The 22,226-nt window shown below is 62.8% G+C and carries 19 protein-coding genes; 18 read left to right on the top strand and 1 reads right to left on the bottom strand.

Annotation, left to right across the window (positions count from 1 at the left end; all coding sequences use genetic code 11):
- Window positions 1-403: 403 nt before the first annotated feature.
- From ACYVJ8_RS15660 to ACYVJ8_RS15575, 18 genes are all read left to right on the top strand, one after another.
- The gene (locus ACYVJ8_RS15660; RefSeq protein WP_460714087.1) at window positions 404-3,967 is read left to right on the top strand and encodes a YadA-like family protein; all 3,564 of its coding nucleotides are present in this window, start codon (window positions 404-406) and stop codon (window positions 3,965-3,967) included.
- A gap of 110 nt (window positions 3,968-4,077) precedes the next feature.
- Window positions 4,078-4,881, top strand: coding sequence for an OmpA family protein (locus ACYVJ8_RS15655; RefSeq protein ID WP_460714422.1), 804 nt, complete (start codon window positions 4,078-4,080; stop codon window positions 4,879-4,881).
- 86 nt (window positions 4,882-4,967) lie between these two features.
- The gene (locus ACYVJ8_RS15650) at window positions 4,968-5,453 is read left to right on the top strand and encodes a DUF4019 domain-containing protein (protein ID WP_460714085.1); all 486 of its coding nucleotides are present in this window, start codon (window positions 4,968-4,970) and stop codon (window positions 5,451-5,453) included.
- A gap of 226 nt (window positions 5,454-5,679) precedes the next feature.
- Window positions 5,680-6,444 carry a response regulator transcription factor gene (locus ACYVJ8_RS15645; protein WP_460714083.1) on the top strand — a complete coding sequence of 255 codons (765 nt, stop codon included), beginning with the start codon at window positions 5,680-5,682 and terminating at the stop codon, window positions 6,442-6,444.
- A 111-nt stretch (window positions 6,445-6,555) separates the two neighbouring features.
- Window positions 6,556-6,858, top strand: coding sequence for a hypothetical protein (locus tag ACYVJ8_RS15640; RefSeq protein ID WP_460714081.1), 303 nt, complete (start codon window positions 6,556-6,558; stop codon window positions 6,856-6,858).
- A 53-nt stretch (window positions 6,859-6,911) separates the two neighbouring features.
- The gene (locus ACYVJ8_RS15635; RefSeq protein WP_460714079.1) at window positions 6,912-7,202 is read left to right on the top strand and encodes a hypothetical protein; all 291 of its coding nucleotides are present in this window, start codon (window positions 6,912-6,914) and stop codon (window positions 7,200-7,202) included.
- Window positions 7,203-7,284: 82 nt separating this feature from the next.
- A complete protein-coding gene (locus ACYVJ8_RS15630; protein ID WP_460714077.1) occupies window positions 7,285-7,719 on the top strand; it encodes a hypothetical protein in 435 nt (144 codons plus the stop codon).
- On the top strand, window positions 7,716-8,297 hold the full coding sequence (locus ACYVJ8_RS15625; protein ID WP_460714075.1) for a hypothetical protein: 582 nt from the start codon (window positions 7,716-7,718) through the stop codon (window positions 8,295-8,297). The genes ACYVJ8_RS15630 and ACYVJ8_RS15625 overlap by 4 nt, the downstream gene beginning before the upstream one ends.
- 10 nt (window positions 8,298-8,307) lie before the next feature.
- Window positions 8,308-10,026 (top strand): hypothetical protein, encoded by a 1,719-nt coding sequence (locus tag ACYVJ8_RS15620; RefSeq protein WP_460714073.1) that lies wholly within the window; start codon window positions 8,308-8,310, stop codon window positions 10,024-10,026.
- An 8-nt stretch (window positions 10,027-10,034) separates the two neighbouring features.
- Window positions 10,035-10,943 (top strand): LuxR C-terminal-related transcriptional regulator, encoded by a 909-nt coding sequence (locus ACYVJ8_RS15615; RefSeq protein ID WP_460714071.1) that lies wholly within the window; start codon window positions 10,035-10,037, stop codon window positions 10,941-10,943.
- 31 nt (window positions 10,944-10,974) lie between these two features.
- Window positions 10,975-11,325, top strand: coding sequence for a helix-turn-helix transcriptional regulator (locus tag ACYVJ8_RS15610; RefSeq protein ID WP_460714420.1), 351 nt, complete (start codon window positions 10,975-10,977; stop codon window positions 11,323-11,325).
- A gap of 334 nt (window positions 11,326-11,659) precedes the next feature.
- Window positions 11,660-12,148, top strand: coding sequence for a single-stranded DNA-binding protein (gene ssb, locus ACYVJ8_RS15605; protein ID WP_460714069.1), 489 nt, complete (start codon window positions 11,660-11,662; stop codon window positions 12,146-12,148).
- Window positions 12,149-12,263: 115 nt separating this feature from the next.
- Window positions 12,264-13,319 carry a dTDP-glucose 4,6-dehydratase gene (rfbB, locus tag ACYVJ8_RS15600; RefSeq protein ID WP_460714067.1) on the top strand — a complete coding sequence of 352 codons (1,056 nt, stop codon included), beginning with the start codon at window positions 12,264-12,266 and terminating at the stop codon, window positions 13,317-13,319.
- A 42-nt stretch (window positions 13,320-13,361) separates the two neighbouring features.
- A complete protein-coding gene (gene rfbA, locus ACYVJ8_RS15595) occupies window positions 13,362-14,249 on the top strand; it encodes a glucose-1-phosphate thymidylyltransferase RfbA (RefSeq protein ID WP_460714065.1) in 888 nt (295 codons plus the stop codon).
- Window positions 14,246-14,803, top strand: coding sequence for a dTDP-4-dehydrorhamnose 3,5-epimerase (rfbC, locus tag ACYVJ8_RS15590; RefSeq protein WP_460714063.1), 558 nt, complete (start codon window positions 14,246-14,248; stop codon window positions 14,801-14,803). The genes rfbA and rfbC overlap by 4 nt, the downstream gene beginning before the upstream one ends.
- A 4-nt stretch (window positions 14,804-14,807) precedes the next feature.
- The gene (gene rfbD, locus ACYVJ8_RS15585; protein WP_460714061.1) at window positions 14,808-15,701 is read left to right on the top strand and encodes a dTDP-4-dehydrorhamnose reductase; all 894 of its coding nucleotides are present in this window, start codon (window positions 14,808-14,810) and stop codon (window positions 15,699-15,701) included.
- 248 nt (window positions 15,702-15,949) lie between these two features.
- Window positions 15,950-17,938, top strand: a complete 1,989-nt coding sequence (locus ACYVJ8_RS15580) for an alpha/beta hydrolase family protein (protein WP_460714418.1) — start codon at window positions 15,950-15,952, stop codon at window positions 17,936-17,938.
- A gap of 129 nt (window positions 17,939-18,067) precedes the next feature.
- On the top strand, window positions 18,068-20,044 hold the full coding sequence (locus tag ACYVJ8_RS15575; RefSeq protein WP_460714060.1) for an alpha/beta hydrolase family protein: 1,977 nt from the start codon (window positions 18,068-18,070) through the stop codon (window positions 20,042-20,044).
- 96 nt (window positions 20,045-20,140) lie between these two features.
- Here ACYVJ8_RS15575 and ACYVJ8_RS15570 read toward each other — a convergent pair whose 3' ends face one another.
- Window positions 20,141-22,150 (bottom strand): peptide MFS transporter, encoded by a 2,010-nt coding sequence (locus ACYVJ8_RS15570; protein WP_460714058.1) that lies wholly within the window; start codon window positions 22,148-22,150, stop codon window positions 20,141-20,143.
- Window positions 22,151-22,226: the final 76 nt, after the last annotated feature.

Raw genomic sequence — 22,226 nt, 5'->3', positions numbered from 1 at the left:
ACTTTTGCTAAGACTTTTCCCAATTTTGCTGATCAAAACTTCTGACTAGCCTGTCGATACGGAAGGCCTACGAGCACGAAGCATCGGGGCTGAAGGGGGCGAGACGGTTTCCGTGGATCGTTTGCGTTAGCGAGCAGGCGGTCGCTGTTTGGGAAGTGCCTGTTTCCGCAGCGCGACAGCATCAAAAGTGGAGATGCTGGGTCTGTTGCGAAAAAGCCAACAAACGATTGCGATTTTTCGTGTGTTGTCGACAACAGGCCGCTCTCACACTGCGCCTCGACTATGACGAAGCATCGAGAGGATGCGTGTCGAGTCTACTTAGGGCCGGAGACAGGGGGTCGCCGGATTTCCAACGGAGCGACGTCGCCGCGATGCGGTGATGAAAGGTCAGAAGGACAATTCAATGAACAAGGTATACACGCTGGTGTGGGACCCTGCCTTGGGGCAGATAGTAGTCGCGTCGGAACTGGCTAAAGGGCGTGCCAAGGGCGGACGACGCATTCGACGGGCCTTGCCTTTGACGCTTGCACTGGCTAGCGCGCTTGCCGCGCCGATGAGTGCATGGGCGGCAGACTCCGTGTGTGTCGACCCTGTCACCGGTCTGCCCATGGGCACGACCGACCTCACATCAGGGGACGAAGTGGCCTGCGGCAATGGTGCCAGTGCCACAGGTACCAACTCAATCGCCATCGGTACACTTGCTTCGACGCCTTACAACTATGCAACCGCGTTGGGCTACAACAGCAGGGCTCTCGGCGCACAAGCCACCATATTCGGAACCTCGTCGGAGGCCGGCACAGACGCGGTGGCGCTAGGTTACGACGCCCATGCCGTAAATGGCTGGAGCACCGCGGTTGGCTCCCACAGTTGGGCCACCAACAATATCGCCACAGCCGTTGGCTCTACGGCCACAGCTAGTGGCGCTGGCTCGACCGCACTGGGCAGCCTCGCCAATGCTTCTGGCACCTACGCGCTGGCGATAATGCGCGGATCTCAAGCCAGCGGCACGAATTCCATTGCCATCGGCAGAAACGCGCAGGCCACGGGAAACAGCAACATCGCCATCGGCGCCTCTGCCAGCGGTGTAACCGGCGCTTCGTACACGATAAGCATTGGCGACGGGTCGAAGGCAACGACAGAAGCGATCGCCCTTGGCCGGTCGTCGTCTGCCTCGGGCGCTGCGTCGATCGCCATGGGCCTGACTACGGACGCGTCGGGTGCCGATTCGGTCGCCATCGGCAACGGGGCTGTGGCCCTGGGGGCCCAGTCCATCAGCATCGGCACGGGCAATTACGTTTCTGGCGTCGGCAGCGGCGCCATCGGCGACCCCAACTCGGTTACCGGCAGCGGCAGCTACGCGCTGGGCAACAACAACTCGATCGCCCGGGACAACAGCTTCGTCGTGGGTAACGGCGTCTCGGTCACGCAGGGCAACAGCGTGGTCCTGGGCAATGGCTCCACCGACCGTGCCGCCACGACCGAAACCGATGCGACCATTGCCGGGACTACGTATACCTTTGCTGGCCAAGGCTCCGCGACCAACGGCGTCGTAAGTGTGGGTGCGGTCGGCGCTGAGCGGCAGGTCATCAATGTGGCCGCTGGCAACGTCAGCGCGACCAGCACCGATGCAATCAACGGCTCGCAGCTGTACGCCGCCAACCAGGCCATCGCCGCGACCGATGAGCGGGCCGTCAAGTACGACTGGACCGATACGAATGGCGACGGTGTGGTCGATCCGGGTGAGGTGAACTACACCAGTGTCAGCATGAATCCAGGTGGTGCGCCCACGACCATCCACAACGTCGCCGCTGGCGTGGCGCCCACCGACGCGGTCAATGTGAGTCAGCTGACCCAGACCGTGGCCGCCAGTGCAACGCACTACTACAGCGTCAATGACGGTGGGGTACAGCAAGCCAATTACAACAACGATGGCGCCACGGGTGTCAATGCGTTGGCTGCGGGTGCCGGCGCGAGTGCCAGTTCGCTTGGCTCGGTGGCCATTGGCTCCAATGCATCCAGCGCTGGCTACCAGGACAACGTTGCGATCGGTACGAGTGCCGTTGCGGGTGTCGGTGGTTTCGAAGATCATCTAGTCGCGATCGGCGCTGGAGCCAGCGCTACTGGCGGAGACTTTGGTACCGCCATCGGCGCAAACAGTGTCGTCACGAATAGCGGTGCTGCGATTGGCGGCTACGCCTCGGCTACAGGAAACAGTGCCTTGGCCATGGGGTTTTCCTCCTCGGCATCCGGTGACTTTTCCACAGCGCTGGGTGTGTTCTCCTCGGCCTCGGCCGCCAACGGCGTAGCCCTCGGCAGCGAATCGGTCGCGGACAGCACTGCCAACGGCGTGGGCTATGTCCCGACGGGCGCAGGCACCGCGCAAGCGAACGCCATCGCGGCCACGACGAAGGGCACGCTGGCACCGGTCTCGGTGGGCAACATCGACGCCACCCGCCAGATCCAGAACGTAGCGGCTGGCACGCTGGACAGCGATGCCGTCAACGTGGCGCAGCTGAAGTCCGTCGCCACCACGGTGCAGGGCTTGGACGACCGGGCCGTCAAGTACGACTGGACCGATACCGATGGCGACGGTGTGGTCGATCCGGGTGAGGTGACCTACACCAGTGTCACCATGAATGCGGGCGGTGCGCCCACGACCATCCACAATGTCGCCGCCGGCGTGGCCCCCACCGACGCGGTCAATGTGAGTCAGCTGACCCAGACCGTGGCCGCCAGTGCAACGCACTACTACAGCGTCAACGACAATGGAGTGCAGCAGGGTAATTACACCAACAACGGCGCAACCGGTACCAACAGCGTGGCGGTCGGCACGAACGCTCAATCCAGTGGCGCGCAAAGCGTGGCCATTGGTGACGGTGCAGTCGCTACCGATCCCAAGAGCGTGGCGCTGGGTTCGGGTAGCGCGACCGCTCCGGTCGTCGCGACTACGAGCGGTGTAATCGCCGGCACCACCTATACCTATGCCGGCACCGCGCCGGTGGGTACGGTCAGCGTGGGCGCCACAGGCGCCGAGCGCACGATCACCAACGTGGCTGCGGGTCGGGTGAGCGCTACCAGCACGGATGCGGTCAATGGTTCGCAGTTGAACGCGACGAATCAGGCGATCGACAAGCTCAACACTCAGGTGACAAATGTTGCGGGCGACGTCACCAACCTGGATCAGCGTGTCACCAACGTCGAGGACCAGGTGGTGAATATCACCCACCTGCAGGAGGGCTCCGACGGCATGTTCCAGGTCAGCCAGGAGGCGCCGATCGTCAAGCCGACGCCGACAGGCACCAATTCCTCCGCGGGTGGTAACGGTGCGGTGGCCAGCGGCAACAACGCGCTTGCAGTCGGCAATCAGGCCAAGGCGACGGGCAACAACAGCACCGCCGTGGGCACTGGCGCGACGGCTTCGGCCACCAACAGCACTGCGTTGGGTCAGGGATCTACCGCCTCGCATGCCAACAGCGTGGCACTGGGTGCAGGCTCACAGACCACGCGTGGCGCGCAGAGCAACTACAACGCCGCTTATGTGGGCAACAGCTCGTCGACCGGTGAAGTCAACATCGGCGGCCGCACCATGACCGGCGTCGCTGCCGGCGTGCAGGACACCGATGCGGTCAATGTGTCGCAGCTGCGCAGTGGCGTGAATTACGCCATCGATCAGTCCAAGGCCTATACCGACCAGCGGATCCTGGGCGTGCAGAACGATATCTGGGCTCTGGATCGCGGTTATCGCGGCGCCACGGCATCGGCCATGGCCATGGCGGGCCTGACGCAGGCGTATTTGCCAGGCAAGAGCATGGCGAGCGTAGCTTTCGGTAGCTACCAGGGCGAGGCCGGCATGGCGATCGGCCTGTCCGGCACCACCGAGAACGGCCGCTGGGTCTACAAAGCGCAAGCCTCTGGCAATACCACGCGCGACTGGGGTTTCTCCGTCGGCGCGGGCATCCAGTGGTAAGGGATAGACCGGTTTGCTGGAAGCGAGCTGCCGGGGCGGCGCAAAACAGTGGGGTGCCGCCCCGGTCGGCTCGTGCGCAGGCGGGTCGCTATTTCAATCAGGTGAGCCACATGACTATTCGAACTTCTTTGATCCTGGCCGCAAGCGTGCTTGCCATGGCCGGTTGTACTCGTCACATCAGTCGCGACGTCGCCTCCGACGGTCGAGGCGCTGACGAACTCGTCTTTCCGGACATCGACAAGGCCTATCCGCGCCAGGGCACACGCCCCACGCTCGAGGCCTTGCGCAATATCGGGCCCGGTATCGAAAAGGACGACCTCTACGTCCTGGTCGGTGTGCCGCATTATCGGGAAGGCTACTGGCACGTTCGCGAATGGGACTACCTGTTCAATCTGCCGAAGGGCAATGGTTGGATGAAGTGCCAATACAAGGTCCTCTTCGACAAGGACGGTTTGGGTCAGAGCTTCCATTGGCGGCCTGCGGACTGCGCCGACCTGGTGAACCAGCAGCCGGCGGCAGGAGCACAGCCGCAACCATCGCAACGCTTCAATCTGTCGGGCGACGCGCTGTTTGCATTCGGACGTTCGGGCTTGAACGACATGCTGCCGGATGGACGTGCGGAGTTGGAAGCCGTAGCGCAGCAGCTTCGCTCCGCATCCATTCAGAGCGTAGTGGTAGTTGGCCATACCGACCTGATCGGCGATGAGGCCTCCAACCAGGTCCTGTCCCAGCGCCGCGCGCAAACCGTGCGGAACTATCTGATCGCGCAGGGCGTGTCCGGCTCTATCGCGGCCGAAGGCCATGGTGAGTCCGAACCGGTCAAGGCCTGCGACGGCGCCCTGCCGCGGGAAGCTCTGGTGGCCTGCCTGCAGCCCAACCGCCGAGTCGAAATCACCGGCTGGGCCGAGAAGTAATCCGTGAAGTGAGCGAGCGCAGGGATGCGCTCGCGACTGATCGTTTGCCGACTGCGATGGAGCGCCTTCGGCGATGGGGATGAATGATGAAGAAGATGCACATGCTGTGCGCAGCGCTGTTCGCTGCGTGCTGGTACGGGTCAGCCGCTGCGGCCCCGATGGCGATGGCGCCGATGCAATCGGCATCGACCCAGCCTCAGGCGACGCAGCGCGATACCGATCCCGGTGAGATGGCGAAATGGGGATTGCAGGTGCTGGGCATGATCGACAGCCAACAGGCCGGAATGCTCTGGGATGGCGCCTCGCAGGTCACCAAGCAAGCTGTAGGACGCGCAGATTTCGTCACCAAGGTCGCTCAAAGTCGCAAGGCTCTGGGTGCACCGGCAAGCCATGTCTGGATGGCGGTGCGCAGGCAGCTGGTTACGCAAAAAGATCAAGGCGCTCCTCCGGGCTTCTACGCAACCATGGAGTTTGTGACTACTTTCCAGAACAACCAGGCGCTGGTCGAAGTCGTATCGCTTCGACGGGACGAAGACGGGCGCTGGCGATTCGCGGGCTACTTCACCAAGTAGACAGCCCATGCAATGGCAGTCGGTGTTCGCTCAGCCGCAACCTGTTGTTCGGAGAAAGAGGCTGGGATAGCACGCGCATTGTGCAACTCTGCTTCATCGGCCAAACAAGAGATCGAGCAGTGAGAGTGCAGCGGTCAGCTTCACCGTACAGGCGAGGTGGTGCAGAGGTTTCAGGTGTGGGCCCGTGCAAGGCCCTGCTGTGTGAACAAACGAGCTCGGCGATCCGATGCACATCCTGATTGTCGAATCCGAACCCAGTGTGGCAATGCAGTTGGGCGATTATCTGGAGGCGCGTGGACACTGCGCCGACTATGCAGCCCTGGGTACGCTCGGGTGGCACCTAGCCAAGGCCTACGACTTCGATGCCATCATCCTGTCGCATCGTAATCGCCTGGATGCGCTGACAGCCTGCCGAAAACTGCGGCAGTTGCGATCCAAATATCCTGCCATTTTGCTGGTGGGTGATGAGTGTTCGATTGACAGCACATTAGCGGCCTTCGAGGCCGGTGCGGACGACTACATGGCGCGGCCCGTAGCCTTCGCCGAGATTCATGCACGCCTGAGCGCCCTCACACGCCGGCGTTACTGCAAGCACCACGGCGGCCTCGCCGTCGGCGACTTGGTGCTGGACGTCCCCTCGCAGATGGCGCGTCGCGCCGGGCGGCGACTCGAACTGACTCCAACGGAGTTCAAGCTGCTGCGAATACTGATGGAAGCGGCTCCGGCGATCGTGACCTATAGCGAACTCGAACTGTGCTTGTGGGGAGGCAATCGCGGGCGGCTACTGGGCACCAATGTGCGATCCCAGATCTACAACTTGCGCGAGGTAGTAGATCGGCCCTTCGACAAGCCGCTGATCCAGACGTGCCGCCAGCTCGGCTATCGGCTCGTCGAGCCAGACAAGCGAGGAGGTCGCGCGCCGTACCAACGCAGAGTCAAGGCGCGGGTGGCCGTTCCGACTTCGAGTGCGGGTATTTCAGAAAGCCGGTGAACGTGAATGGGTCGTGTTCGTCGAGCCGAAACCAGGTGTTCCAAAAACTAGCAAGCAATCAGCGGGCGTTGATGCAATCGTGAGTCAGGATCGCGGAGTGGAGAATCGGCAATGCAAGCGCAGCGGCTTCTTTCCCCGGCGACCCAGGGCGGCGCGGTGGAGATTCCAGGAGAGGACGAGCTCCGATGCCGGATCATCAATCACCTCCGCCATAGCGGCCAGACTTTGGAAGTGACGCATCTTTGGGTGGGATATCTCGCCGCGTTGCTCGAATGGGGGCTGATCGATCATCGGATCTATGTCGGCCTGAGCCGGCTTTTCAATGGTGTGTGCGACGACGAGCTCTACCACTTGTTCGCAGATGCGCCGGTGCCGCCTACAGTCAAGTCCACGCATGAATCCGTCGGGCAATGACGGGAAAAACCGCTGCGTCTCAGGAGCGTTCTGGCAAATTGCCAAGGTTCAGGATGATCGAAGTCGAGTCGCACTATCCCGAGGGCTTGTCCGCAGCAGATGTGGAAGTCGTCGACAACATCGTATTCGCCGTGTGCAGCCAGAACAGGCGAGCGCGGCAGTTGTATGTCACGCAGAGCACCATGGCCGACTTCGTCCAGGAATATGGGAAGGCAAGCGTCGAGCTGAAGGGATTTACGTTTCCGGGATATCGCTGGTTCATTACCGCTGATCATCGACGGGCCGAGCTTGTCGTCATCGATCAGGGCGTTCTGCGTGTCCATTTTCTAGCAGTAAGTATTTAGGGCCGTCCTAGGACTTTTCCCAATGTCGCCCGGAAGGGGCACGCGAATACGATGAACTGGTATGGGCTATAGGATCGCATGCGTGGCAATCACGGACGACGAGGGCAGCGATGAAGCGGAGCGTCGGATGGAAGATCGGAAAGGTCCGATTGCCGAGTTGCTTGATCTGTTGGGCGGCGATGTGGCGCGAGTATTGCGCGTCATCGAGCCGTACCGGCAGGCTGCCAGCGACAATCTCCTGCGCTTGGACGCCGCTCTGCGAGACGGAAACGTGGAGCAGGTACGGGAAGTGGCTTATGAGATGGCGATGGCCTGCTATCTGGTGGGGGAGCGCGAGGCAGCGCGGCAGCTGGGCGCCATCCTCCAAGTCAAGGCCGCGCCTGTCATTGATCCTGTGATGGCCCAATCCATGGCACGAGGGCGAACCGCATTGCTCGATTCCATCGTCCACATGGAACTGGAGATTACGAGATTGAAAGCGATTGCAGCGCAACCAGGATTTGGAACAACGCAATGAACGCCAGAAAGCAGGTAGCAAAAGCGAGCGAAACCCCAGTCGAAACGGCGCCGATCGTCGCCGGCGATCGCAAGATGGAGCAGGTGCGCGACCTGCTGTTCGGTGGATTGGCGCGTGACTACGATCGTCGCTTCCAGGAACTAGGCGACCGGCTCTCCCAAGAGCTTGCCCGGCTGGAGCGCGAGTTCGACCGACGGGTGGCTGGCCTGGAATCCCGGCTCGATGGTCTCTCCGAGCGCCTGTCGACGCAGGGCAGACAGGAGTCCAGTGCGAGAACGGCAGCAATCGATGACCTCGATGCGCGGATGGGTCAGGCGATGCGCACGCAAAGGGATGAGATCAACGCCGGTGTCGTGCAAGTAGCCGCTGACCTCGCCCGGTTCGAACTCCAATCGCGCGACGCCCTCATCCAATGGCAAACCGAACTGGCGGCGTCGCTGCAAGATATTCGCGCTTCGACGAGCGACGATCGCGACAGGCTGCGCCAGGAAAAGGTGGGCCGTGACGATCTGGCCGACCTAATGGGAGAGCTCTCTTTGCGGCTTCGCGGACCGCTGGAGCTACCGGGCGCCGACTAAGGCTTGAGCCATGAGCGGAGAGTTCGATCGCGTTCGCGACCTGCTGTGGGGTAGCGAACGTCAACGGCTAGAGAGTCTCGAGGCACAGCTCGGCCGGCTGGCCCACACGGTGTCGGACCTGCCGTCGGCGCTGGCCGACGGGCTTGAGCGCGAGAATGCAGACGGTGGACATGGCCGTCTCACCAACGCCTTGGCGGAATCCACGGCGGACTCCCTGGAGCGCGCAGTACGCAAACGACCGCAAGCGGTCGTGGACGCGGTCTTTCCGATCATCGGTCCTTCGATTCGTCGGGCCTTGCAGGAGTCCCTGCGCGGTCTGGCTCAGGATCTGGACCGAGCACTGCAGGATGCCTTCACGCTGAAGGCGCTGAGTTGGCGCGTGCAGGCCTGGCGTACCGGCGTGCCTTACGCCCAAATCGCCCTGCGCCATCGCCTTCGATATCACGTCGACCATCTGTTCTTGATCTGCGCCCACAGCGGCCTGCTGATCGATCACGTGTCCGCGGAAACGCAAACGGCCATCGACGTGGACGCTGTGGCGGGCATGTTGACGGCCATCGAGCAGTTCGTGCACGACTCCATGGCGGTGGAGGCAGCGACGGGCGGACTGGATAGCGCTTCCGTGGGCGAGTATCGCCTCCTCGTCAGCCCAGGACCGGTGGCGCTGGTCGTGGCCTTTGTGCAGGGGGTTCCGCCCGAGGCACTGAAAACGCGGCTGGATGAGCTGATCGAATCGCTTCATGCACAGCACGGTGCGCAGCTGGCGGACGGGGAGCGAGAGGCACGCGGAACCATCCTCACCCATGACCTGTTGGCTGATCTGAATCGGCTGGCATCCGATGCTCTGTCGCAGAAGCCGTCCCGTGCCTTGTGGGTGATGCTGTCGATCGTGCTGGGCGCAGTGCTGATCATCGGGTCGGTCAAGTACCTGGGCTGGCGCGAGGCCCGGCAGGTGGAAGCAGAACTCGCTGAGGTGCCCGGCGTCGTCGTTCTGGACGTGAAGAGCAGCGGATTCCACGAGCTTTCCATACGAGCGCTCTTCGACCCGACCGCTGAGCAACCGCAGCAGCGAATCGTGCTCGCGCATCCCGAGCTCACCATGCATTGGCAGTTGTATTCCCATATTTCCTCCGGCCCGCTAGCGGTGGCGAATCGGGTACGCAAGGCGCTGACACTGCCGGACGACATTCAGATCGATGCGGACGCCTCCGGAGAGGTTCGGTTGACCGGGGCGCTTCCATTTATCAAGTGGTACGCGGTGAAGACGTCGGTGCAGCCGATCCCGGGCGGGGTGCGTTTGAACGCCGGCGCGTTGACATACCCGGGTCGCGCGCAACTGGAAAAGCAGATTCGGCGTATAGAGGAACATCGCCTCGAATTCGGCGAAGGCAGCCAAAGCCCGGTGGATTCCGAAGGGTCGCTGGAATCGGAGATCAAGACCCTGGCGCAACTTGCCGGCGCTCAGGGTATCGGCGTTGTCGTGCACACCTATGGCTACACGGATGAGCCTGGCTCGCCTTGGCTCAACAGGGAGCTGCGTTTGCGGCGCGCGCAATGGCTTGCCGAGCGCATCGCCGCCAACGTGCCGGAATTGGCGGACGTAGACATCGGCGCGCAAACGATTTCGGCAAGCGATTTCCGCGGGCGCGACCGCGCAGCGCGCGTCAAAGTGACCTTGGTTCCTCGTTCCGTGCGCCCGTCAGGCGCGGATGCTTCGGCAGGGCGCTGATGTCCTGTTTGGCTGCCAACCTGAGCTTGCAGCAGGTGATTGCTGCACGCCGCAATGATCGCAAAGCTAAGACTTTTGCCAATACCTCCGAAATTTGGGACGACCTACCCTGCGATCGTGCGAAAACCGATGGCGCGGGTATGCCGACAAGAGTTGTTTCTCTCCTGCAGCGTTGTGATGGCTCCGCTTCTGACAGCGTCTTGCCGGAAGGTTCCCAGCGCTGGCCGGTGGTGAGGGAGTTGTTTGGCGCTCGGTATGGGGAGCCGCCGTGGCGGTATCGGCTCTCGCCGACACTGGTGGTGACCGGCGACACGACAACGAGTGAGCGCCTGTTGCGAATTGTCGGCTCGGCAGAAGAGGACGCGCATATGACGGCAGTGTCCAATTTCTCCGAGGCCTGCGAGGCCATGAATTGTCTGGCTTATGCAATGGCCGTGATCGATGTCGATGTTGCCGATGGCCTGGAGCTGGTCGCGCGCATGCGCCGGAATCACCAGCAGATGCCGGTCCTGGCGATCGCCTCGCACGATCGCGGCGATATCGCCATGGCCACTCTGCATGCTGGAGCCAGTGGCTACGTCCTGAAGCAGCGCGAGGACGTTGAGCTAATCCTGGCGATCAGAAGTATTCAGCGCGGCGGCACGCCGGTCGACCCCAGTGTCGTGCGCTCGATCTTGTCGTTGCTGCAGAAGCCGGCGGGTCCCGGTGCCAAGTGCGAAGACGTGCGGCTATCGGCGCGCGAACTGCAGGTGCTTCGGTTGCTGGCTCGTGGATTCAGCAATCGCGACATCGCCCAACTGATCGCGCTGTCGCGGCTGACGGTCGAGGGCTACATCAAGTCGCTGTACCGCAAGCTGGGTGTCGGCTCGCGGACGGCTGCCGTATTCGAGGCGCAGCGGTTGCGTCTGCTGCCCTGACTGAATCAATAAGGAGGTGACGGTGTTCACGATGGCCAACCGGATACGCCGAGCACGTGCACTGGCTCATCTGTCGCAAAGCGAGTTGGCGCTGCAGGTCGGCGTGACCCGCAGCGCCGTGGCGCAGTGGGAAAGTCGAGCGAATATCATGCCCAGTACGGGGCATCTATCCCGCATCGCGGTCGCCACCGGCGTTCAATTTGAATGGCTGGCGACCGGGCGCGGCCCCTGCCAGCTCGAGGATCAGCCGGTCGAGCCGGTCGGCGACCTCAAGGAATTCGCGCAGACCGACACCGAGACCCGGATGCTCGCGCTGTTGCGACGGCTGAGCGCCAAGAAGCAGCAGATGATGTGCGACATGGTCGAAATGATGTCGGCCTGAAAGCCGAGTTCGTCCATTGCCAGGCGGGGCCGGGAGACCCTCCCGCCTCGAGCTGCCCCCGCCGCAGCGGCCCGCGGGGGCTCCAAAACGCCCGTGGCGGCCATTACCCCCAAGGATTCCCCGAAAAAGCGGGCAAGTCCTACCAAAAGCTCAGAAACTGCCTCTTGGCCCGCCGCCCGGACCGGGTCAAGTTACCAACTTGGTAATATAGCCAGGAGCGCTGGCTAGTGGATCTCTGCTCCGCCTAGGGGCCGGCACCGGCTGACGGCCGCGGTTGCCGTCCCCGTCCGCCGGTTGACATTTATTTATTACGAATCACAGGAACGCGAACTCCATGGCACGTGGCATCAACAAGGTCATCCTGGTGGGCAACCTGGGCAACGACCCCGAAACCAAGTACACCCAGGGCGGCATGGCCGTCACCAAGGCCAGCCTGGCCACCACCAGCGTCCGCAAGGACCGCGACGGCAACACCCAGGAACGCACCGAGTGGCATCGCGTGACCTTCTTCGGCAAGCTCGGCGAGATCGCCGGCGAATACCTGCGTAAGGGCAGCCAGGTCTACGTGGAAGGCTCGATCCGTTACGACAAGTACACCGGCCAGGACGGCGTCGAGCGCTACAGCACCGACATCATTGCCGACGAAATGCAGATGCTCGGTGGCCGCGCCGAGGGCGGCGCCCCGCGCCGTGAGTCCGGCGGCGGCGAATCCCGTCCTTCGCGTCCCTCCCAGCCGCAGGGCGGTGCGCCGCGTCGCGAGCAGGCACCGGCCAAGGCCAGCGATTTTGGTGCCGACTTCGCGGACGACGATATTCCGTTCTGAGCGCTGTCGCTCGGATCAAGCATTCCGATTTCACTGGTAACACCCTTGCAATTTCGTTGCCGCGGCCTCGCGGCCACGATAGTTGGATGATCTGCAAATAGAAGGACGTTTTGGCGTGGCAACTTGGCTAGTAACCGGCGGTGCCGGATTCATTGGTGGCAATTTCGTTCTGGAGGCCGTCAACAGTGGCGTGCGCGTGGTCAATCTGGACCTGCTCACCTATGCGGGCAACCGCGACACGCTGGCCTCGCTCGACGGCCATCCGGATCACGTCTTCGTCCAGGGCGACATCGGTGACGCATCGCTGATCGAGCGGCTGCTGCGCGAACATCGACCCGACGCCGTGATCAACTTCGCCGCCGAGAGCCACGTCGATCGTTCGATCGATGGGCCTGCCGCGTTCGTGCAGACGAATGTCGTGGGAACGCTGAATCTGCTGGAAAAGACGCGCGACTACTGGAAGTCGATCGATGCCGACGCGCGCGATGCCTTCCGCTTCCTGCACGTGTCCACCGACGAGGTCTACGGCACGCTGGGCGAAACCGGCAAATTCACCGAAACCACGCCGTATGCGCCGAACTCGCCTTATTCGGCCTCCAAGGCGGCCTCGGACCACCTGGTGCGGGCGTTCCATCACACCTACGGCCTGCCGGTCCTGACGACCAACTGCTCCAACAATTACGGGCCGTACCAGTTTCCGGAAAAGCTCATCCCGCTGATCATCGCCAAGGCGCTGGTGGGCGAGGCCTTGCCCGTCTACGGCGACGGAATGAACGTGCGCGACTGGCTATTCGTCGGCGATCATTGCGCCGCGATTCGCCGAGTGCTCGAGACGGGCCGTATCGGCGAAACCTACAACGTCGGCGGTGATGCCGAACGCCCCAACATCGTCGTGGTGAAGACGATCTGTGCACTGCTCGATCAGCACCAGCCGCTGGCGGACGGTCGTGCGCGCGAGTCGCTCATCACTTACGTAAAGGACCGCCCGGGGCACGATCGCCGTTACGCGATCGATGCGTCCAAGCTGAAGAGCGAGCTCGGTTGGGCGCCCACGGTCACCTTCGAAGAGGGCATTGCCCGCACGGTTCACTGGTACCTCGGCAACCAGCCCTGGGTGCAGCGCGTTCTCGATGGCAGCTACCGCCTCGAACGCATCGGCGCTGCGGCGTAATGCCGCTCGTACACGACGTGCACAATCCAACGAAGTGATTTCATGACCCAGCGCAAAGGCATCATTCTCGCCGGCGGTTCCGGCACGCGGCTGTATCCGATCACGCAGGCGATCAGCAAGCAGCTGTTGCCGGTGTTCGACAAGCCCATGATCTATTACCCGCTCAGCGTGCTGATGCTGGCGGGCATCCGCGAAGTGCTCATCATCAATACCCCGCACGAGCAGATGCTGTTCAAGAACCTGCTGGGCGACGGTTCGCAGTGGGGCATGAGGATCGAATATGCCGCGCAGCCCAAGCCGGAAGGACTGGCACAGGCCTACCTGATCGGCCGCGATTTCGTGAACGGCGATCCCAGTTGCCTGGTACTGGGCGACAACATCTTCTACGGCCACGGCCTGACCGAACTGCTGCGCAACGCGGCGGGCCGCGATCATGGCGCCACGGTCTTCGGCTACTGGGTCAAGGATCCGGAACGCTACGGCGTCGCGGAGTTCGATGCCAGCGGCAAGGTCGTGGATCTCGAAGAGAAGCCGGCCAAGCCCAAGTCCAACTACGCGGTCACCGGCCTGTATTTCTACGACGGCCGCGCCAGCGACTTCGCTTCAGGCTTGAAGCCATCCGCACGCGGCGAGCTGGAAATCACCGATCTGAACCGCTGCTACCTCGACGACGGCTCGCTGCAGCTGGAGCGGATGGGGCGCGGGTTCGCGTGGCTCGACACCGGCACGCACGAGTCCCTCGTCGAGGCGTCCATGTACGTGGAAACCATCGAAAAGCGTCAGGGTCTGCGCGTCTGCTGCCCGGAAGAAATCGCCTACTTCAACCGTTGGATCGACGCAGCGCAGCTCGCCGACCTGGCGCGGCCGCTGGCCAAGAACGGATACGGCCAATACCTGCTGAGCCTGCTGGAACACGGACACGTCGAATGAAGATCATCGAGACGGATCTTCCCGGTTGCGTCGTCATCGAGCCGCAGGTGTTCGGCGATACGCGCGGTTTCTTCTTCGAGTCGTTCAACAGCGACAAGCTGGCCGCGCACGGCCTGGAACTGAAGTTCGTCCAGGGCAACGTGTCGTCTTCCAGTCGCGGCGTTCTGCGTGGCCTGCACTATCAGTGGCCGAATCCGCAGGGCAAGTACGTGTCCGTCGTCGAGGGCGAAGTGTGGGATGTCGCGGTCGACATCCGCCGCGGTTCGCCGACATTCGGGAAGTGGACGGCGGTCGTGCTCAGTGCGGAGAACAAGCGGCATTTCTGGATTCCGGAAGGCTTCGCCCACGGCTTCGTGGTGCTGAGCGAACGCGCCATGTTCACTTATCTGTGCACCGCCACCTACGATGCCAAGGCCGATGCCAGCGTCCGCTGGGATGATCCGTCGCTGGCGATCGACTGGCCGGTCTCCGATCCTCAGCTGTCGGAGAAGGACGCCCGCGCCCCGTTGCTGGCCGACGTCGCCCCGGAGCGTTTGCCGGTCTATCGGGTCTGAGTGCATGAAAATTCTGCTGCTTGGCGGCAATGGCCAAGTCGGATACGAACTGCAACGCAGCCTGGCGCCGCTGGGCGAGTTGATCGTCACCACTCGCAGCGGCGAACTGCCGGATGGCGGCCGCTGCGAAGCATTGGACATCTATCAGCCGGCGACGTTCGCGGCACTCTTCGATCGCGTAGCCCCCGACGTCGTGGTGAATGCGACGGCGCACACCGCTGTCGATCGCGCGGAAGACGAACCCGAGCTAGCCTTTCGAGCCAACTCTGAAGCACCCACAGAACTGGCGCGACTGTGCGCCGCAAGTGGTGCGCAACTGGTCCATTACTCCACCGACTACGTCTTCGACGGCAGCGGCCATGAACCCTATCGCGAGGACCAGCCGACGGCACCACTGGGCGTTTACGGTGCCAGCAAGCTCGCCGGCGAGCAGGGCATCCAGGCCAGCGGCGCAGCGCACCTGATCCTGCGGACGGCCTGGGTCTATGCGACGCGCGGCAACAATTTCCTCCGCACCATGCTCCGGATCGGCGGCGAACGCGACGAATTGCGGGTCGTGGCGGACCAGCGCGGCAGCCCCACGCCCGCATGGCTGATCGCGGACGTCACGGCGCGCGTACTGCAACAAGGCATCGTCGAATCGGGCATCCGCCATCTGGTCTGCGGCGGAGAAACGAGCTGGCACGGTTTTGCCGAGGCGATATTCGCCGAAGCCAGCGCCGCGGCCCTGATCAGTCGCGCTCCGCGCGTCGTTCCGATCACCACCGCCGAATATCCGACGCGCGCGCGCCGCCCGGCCTATTCTGTGCTGGATACGTCCTTGCTCTGTGCCGAGTATGGCCTGTCGCTTCCCGCTTGGGACGAGGCCCTGAAGGTGACGTTGGCGCATTCTGCTTGAGCGCGCGTTCCGTTTCTGCGGCAGGATGCTAATCTCGCGCCAGACATGGCGACCAGCGCTGTCGAGCATTACTTAGGGGTAGCTCGACCCGGTATCACCGCCCGTTGCAGCGTTGGCAATTCCTTGTTGCCGACTGCTGGCGGGCGCCGCATGCCCGGGAATATAAAGTCGCCACGTCGATCCATAAGGACTTGAAGGGAGGACACATGAAGCACAAGGCAGCACCTTCCCGGGCCGGGAAAACAAGCATGAAGCAACTGATGCTGAGCTTCGCTCTTTTGGTGGGTGTGCTGACGACGGATGCCAAAGCAGCGGGCGTGGATGTCGATGCGTACGCGCGCAAGGACAAGTTCGGGGATATCAAGATCTCACCAGGCGGCGAGTACTACGCGGCCTCAGTGCCGCTCGATGACCGAACCATCCTGGTCGTATTCGAGCGCGGCACAAATAAGCTCTCCACCAAGTTCGTTCTCCCCAAGAACACGCATGTCGCCTATTTCGATTGGGCGAAGCCGGACCGCTTGATACTTGGCACAGCCGAAAAGTTCGGCATGTTGGCGGAACCGCAATGGACGGGCGAGCTGTATGCGATCAACGCCAATGGCGGAAAGGCCGAGTTGCTGGTCGGTTATCAGGTCGACGATGGCGGGCCGGGCACGCTCGTCAAGCCGAAGAAGGGGAACGATTCCATCTACGCATTCGCGATCGATGCTCCACCTACCGATGGCAAGTCGGTGCTCGTATCCATACAACCCTATGGGTCGTCCGATCCGTACTCGAGCGCGGAGCTGCTTGATATTTATTCCGGCCGTCGCAACAAGGTCACGTCGGCCCCGGTACGCAATGCTTCATTCGGCACTGACAACCAGGGCGTCGTGCGGTTCGCTTGGGGCTTCGCCAGCGACAACGTGCGAAAACTCTACTATCGTGCAGGTGACGGGGCGCAATGGGAGCTGCTCAGCGTCGAGACCAATGGGCGCTTCGATTATCCGGTGGGTTTCTCCGCCGACAATATGATCGCGTACCTGCGGAGCGAACAGGCAGATGGGCCTGACGCGATCGTGGCCCTGACCCTTGCTACGCGGGAGCGCAAGGTGGTGTTGCGCGACGACGATACAGATCCTTCTGGCGTGATCTACCAGAACGGCACGCGTACGCCTGTAGGCTTCTTCTTCAATGACGGTAAGTTGCGCACCGGCTTCATCGACGAGCAGTCCGCAGACGCGCGCCTGTATCACAGTCTGGAAGCCGCCTTCGCGGGTGAGGCAGTGGTCATCACGTCGCGGACGGCTGACGGTCGCATCGCCCTGGTTCAGACTTACAACGATCGCAATCCTGGCGACTTCTACCTATTCGATACTGTCGCTAAGAAGGCATCGCACATCCTTGCGCGGAGCGACTGGTTCGATCCAGAACAGCAGCACATGATGCAGCCCATCCAGCTGAAAGCGAGGGATGGACTGGACCTGCATGGCTATCTGACCCTTCCCAAGGGCAGCAGCGGCAAGGGTTTGCCCTTGATCGTGCTTCCGCATGGCGGTCCGTACGGCATTCGTGACGTATGGGGCTTCGACCCGGAGGGACAGATGCTGGCCCAGGCGGGCTATGCAGTCTTGCAGCTCAACTATCGAGGATCCAGCGGTTATGGGCGATCATTCGAGCAGGCCGGCGCCCAGCAATGGGGCGGCACGATGCAGGACGACCTGACCGACGCCACGCGATGGGCCATCGAGCAGGGCATTGCCGATCGCAACCGCATTTGTATGTATGGCGCAAGCTACGGGGCTTACGCCGCACTCATGGGTGCGGCCAAGGAGCCGACGCTGTACAGGTGCGCGGTAGGGTATGTCGGTGTGTACGACTTGCCCAAGATGCAAACCGATACCAATCGCGACAGTGCCCGCCTGGGCAATTGGTCCAAGGATTGGGTCGGCAAGCGCGAAGACCTAGGCGCCGTTTCCCCGAACCGTCTCGCCGATCGCATCAAGATTCCGGTTTTCCTTGCGGCCGGTGGCGAGGACAAGATCGCGCCCATCGAGCATTCGAAAATGATGGAGGCGGCCCTGCGCAAGACGGGCACGCCGGTGGAGACCCTCTATTACGACGACGAGGGGCACGGTTTCTATGTCGAAGCGCACCGTCGTGAGTTCTACGCGCGCCTGCTGACATTCCTCGGCAAGCATCTGGGCGGAGCCACGGCGGCCACCACCGCAGCGGCGAGTACGACCGGTAAGTAAAGGTAGTCATGTTTGAGGAAACGGCACCGTAGGGTGCCGTTTCTATTGCGGCAAGCCGTGATCCCCGAGCGACGGTGCGTTACGCTTCGGCCTGGGCCAAATCAAACACATCACCAGGGGATTGAGCCAATGAGTAAGTTGTACGGGGCCATGCTGGCCCTGATGTTGCCCGCCGTGGGGACGGCGGCAACGCCCACCATCCAGGACTTCGTCAAGCATCCGACCTACAGCGGCGTGAAGATTTCGCCGGACGGCGAGTATCTGGCGATGACCGTCGATCGCGGCGAGCAGGACGTGCTGACCGTGCTGCGAACCAAAGACCTGAGCGTGGTCAAGGTCAACGCGCTGCCTGAAGAAAAGAGCGTCGGCAACTTCTACTGGGTCAGTCCGCAACGGCTGGTGTTCAATTCGGTCAAGAAGTTCGGCCGCTTCGCCAGGCCGTTCGGCACCGGCGAGTGGTACGGCGTCAACGCCGACGGCAGCCAGCCGCGCCCGCTGGTGTTCTACGGCCAGCGTGATGCGACCCAGAAGAGCAAGCAGGTCGGCAACGAAAGCTTCTCGCTGCTGGACACGCTGCGCGACGACGACGCCAACGTGATCATGTCGGTGAACTACCCGCATTCGAGCGAAGGCGCCGGCACTGAGATCGTGCTGTTCGATACGCTCAGCGGTCGCAGGAAATCGTTGGCGCGCGCGCCGCGCGAGAATTGCGAGATCGCGCTGGATGCCGCGAAGGCTCCGCGTTTTGCGATCTGCTTGGACGACGAAGATGCGGAGGGCAAGTTCGATTCGCAGAACGAGCTCTACCGCCGCGGCGACGACGGCAAGTGGACGTTGGTGAACAGCTCCAAGGTTTCCGGCAAGCGCCTATCGGTCATCGGCACGTCGGGCGACGGCCGCGTCTACGCCACGCAGAGCGATGGCAAGGCACCGGAAGCCCTCGGCGTCATCGACACTGCTACAGGGCAGTTCAAGGAGCTCTTCAGCGATCCCGTTTCGGAGCCCGCCGGTTACATCATGTCCACGGACGGCGATACGATCCTCGGCGTGGTGACGGAGGCCGGTGCGCCGCACGTCAAGCTCATCGAGGAGAACCATCCAGACGCCGAAATCTACGCATCGCTGGCGTCGGCGTTCCCCGGCCAGATGGTGGATTTCTCGAGCGCGACCCGCGATGGCAAGAAGATCGTCGTGTCCGTGCGCAGCGACCGCAACCCGGGTGAGCTGTATCTGTACGATCGCGATACCGGCAAGGCGCGCTTCTTGATGCAGGGCCGCCAATGGCTCGATGCCAAGCAGATGGCCACCGTCAAGCCCTTCGCTGTCACCACCCGCGATGGCCTGAAGATCCATGGCTACCTGACCATTCCCAACGGCTCGGACGGTAAGAACCTGCCGTTGATCGTCAACGTCCATGGCGGTCCGATGGGACCGCGCGACGACTGGGGATTCAATTGGGAAACCCAGATGTTCGCCAGTCGCGGCTATCTGGTCATGCAGGTCAACTATCGCGGCTCGGGCGGCTTCGGCAAGGCGTTCCAGGACATGGCCTACGGCCAATGGGCCGACGGCATCATGAACGACATCATCGATGCCACGAAGTGGACGATCGCACAGGGATATGCCGACAAGGACCGCGTGTGCATCTACGGCGGCAGCTTCGGCGGCTACGCCTCGCTGATGGCGCCGACGCGCGACCAGGGGCTGTTCAAGTGCGCGTTCGGTTACGTCGGCGCCTACGACGCCGATGTGCAGATGACCCTCAGCGACACGAGCAAGCGCGAGAGCGGAATTCGCTACCTCAAGCGCGCACTGGGCGACACCAAGGCCGAACGCGACCGCGTGATGCCGGTGAATCACGCCGACCAGGTGAAGATTCCGATCTATCTGGCTGCGGGCGCCCGCGATCCGCGCTGTCCGCCGGAGAACACCGAGCGCATGTACAAGGCGTTGGTCGAGGCAGGCAACAAGCCGGAGGGCATGATCATCCAGTCCGGCGAGATGCACGGGTTCTACAAGGAAGAGAACAATCTGAAGCTGTACACGGAGATGCTCAACTTCTTCGACCGCCATATCGGCGCGAAGAAAGTCGCCGGCGGCAGCTGATTCCGCACACGCTCAAAGAAACGGCGCCGAAAGGCGCCGTTTTTCTTTGCGGGATGCTCAGCGACGGAAGTCTTCGCGAAGCGCTCAGCGTTCGGATCAGCGAATGTCGTGCATCATCCGCCGCAGCAGCGGCGAGGCGAGCAGAGCGACCACCGCGCAGCCGATGCCCAGCCACATCAGGAAGGTGAAGAGGTCTGCATACTTGGAAGCTGCTTCGACCATGTTCATGGTTTCCCCTTCCGGCACATCGATCGCCGCGAGCTTTCCGAACAGTGCCGCCAGCGTTTCCGAGAACGCGGTAGCCAGGAACCAGGTTCCCATCATCAGGCTCATCACGCGCGGCACCGACAACTGCGTCACCGCCGCGAGTCCGACCGGATACAGGCACATTTCGCCCACTTCCAGCAGCAGATAGGCCAGCACCAGCCACCACACGCTGGCCATTTCCCCGGTGGCACCGGCTTGTTGCGCGGCCCATACCAGCGGCAGGAAGCTCAGGCCGCCGAAGAACAGACCCAGCGCGGATTTGGTCGGTTTCGACGGATCCAAGCCGCGCTTGTCGAGCCAGGCCCAGATCACCGCGAATAGCGGCGCCAGCAGCACGATGAACAGTGCGCCCAGGTAGGTGAGCGAACCCGCAGTCTGCGGCAGCACCACCGCATCGCGCAGCAGCGCCACCAGCATGGCGATCACCGTGGTGCCGAAAAGCAACCGGGGCAGCGATGAGGCGGGATTGCGATCCGATACCGAAGCGGCGATCACGAACGACACCGGCCCGAGCAGCATCGAATACGTGGACCACGGCGCGGAGGCCAGGAACAGCTGCAGGTTGCGCCAGCCACTGGCGCTCCACTGCATCGTGGGCTGCGCCTGCACCAGCGAGGGCGCCACGTCCTTGGTCAGCAGGCGGTCGGTGAAGGTCACCCACGATCCGTACGTTTGTTCGTACAAGGTGTAGAACACCAGCGCGGCGAAGATCAGCACCATCATCGCGCCCATGCGCTGCGCTTCAACCTTCGTGCAGCCGCGGGTCACGAAGCCGACGTACCAGAAGCCGACGGCCAGGAACACCACCGACATCAGGATCAGCGCGAGCGTGGATTCCTCGATGAAGAAGGCCAGCACGCCGTAGCGGTTGGACAGCCAGATCACCGCCAGGCCGAGCAAGGCGAAGGCCGCCAGCGACGGTGCATGACTACGCAGCGACGCATTCGCCACCGCATCGTTCCTGCGCCAGGAATGCCACATCGACCAAAGGATGCCGGCCAGCGCCATCACCACGATCCAGTAGGTCCAGCGCACGACGTCTGCGCCGAGCTGGATCGTCGTCACCGCTTGCATCAGCCACGCCACCGGCAGCAGGCCCAGGACGCCGGCCGCATAGATGGTCCATTCATGCGAGCGGGGCAGCGGCGCCGGCGGTTCGCCGACGTAGCGCAGGTACTTGCGGCCCCAGATGAACTGCATCAGGCCCAGCAGCATGCCGATGCCGGCTGCGCCGAAACCGTAGCGCCAGCCCAGCGTCTGTCCGAGATAGCCGCATACGATCGATGCGAAGAGCGCGCCGAGATTGATGCCGGCAACGAAGAGCGAGAAGCCGGAGTCGCGGCGCGGGTCGTTCTCTTCGTACAACTGCCCGACTATCGTCGACACGTTGGGCTTGAGAAAGCCCACGCCCATGATGATTAGCGCCAGCGAGAGATAAAAGAAGGGCAGCGCGGCTTCGTCGCGCACAACCACGCCATTGACCAGGGTGGCCGGATGACCTTCGAAAAACGCCATGCCGGCATGACCGGCCACCAGCAGCAGCCCGCCGAAGATCACCGCCTTGCGCATGCCCAGGAAGCGGTCGGCGAGCAGCCCGCCGATCACCGGCACGCAATACACCAGCCCACCGTAGGCGCCCAACACGTCGAGGCCGGCGCGGTCGCCGAATTTGTGGTGCTGCAGCAAATACAGCAGCAGCAAGGCCTTCATCCCGTAGAAGGAAAAGCGCTCCCACATCTCGGTGAAGAAGCAGACGTAGACGCCCTTGGGGTGGCCCAGGAAGTCGTCCGAGGCGGCAGCGGCCGGGCGGCCGGCGACGGCGGTGGAAAGGACTGACAAGCGAAACCCCCGATGCTGGACGCGCCTCCAGCGCAGATCGGCGCGAGTATAGCCACGCGCCAGAGCGATCCGCGGG

Source organism: Lysobacter terrae, assembly GCF_054782215.1.
This window is presented reverse-complemented; position numbering and strand designations above follow the sequence as displayed.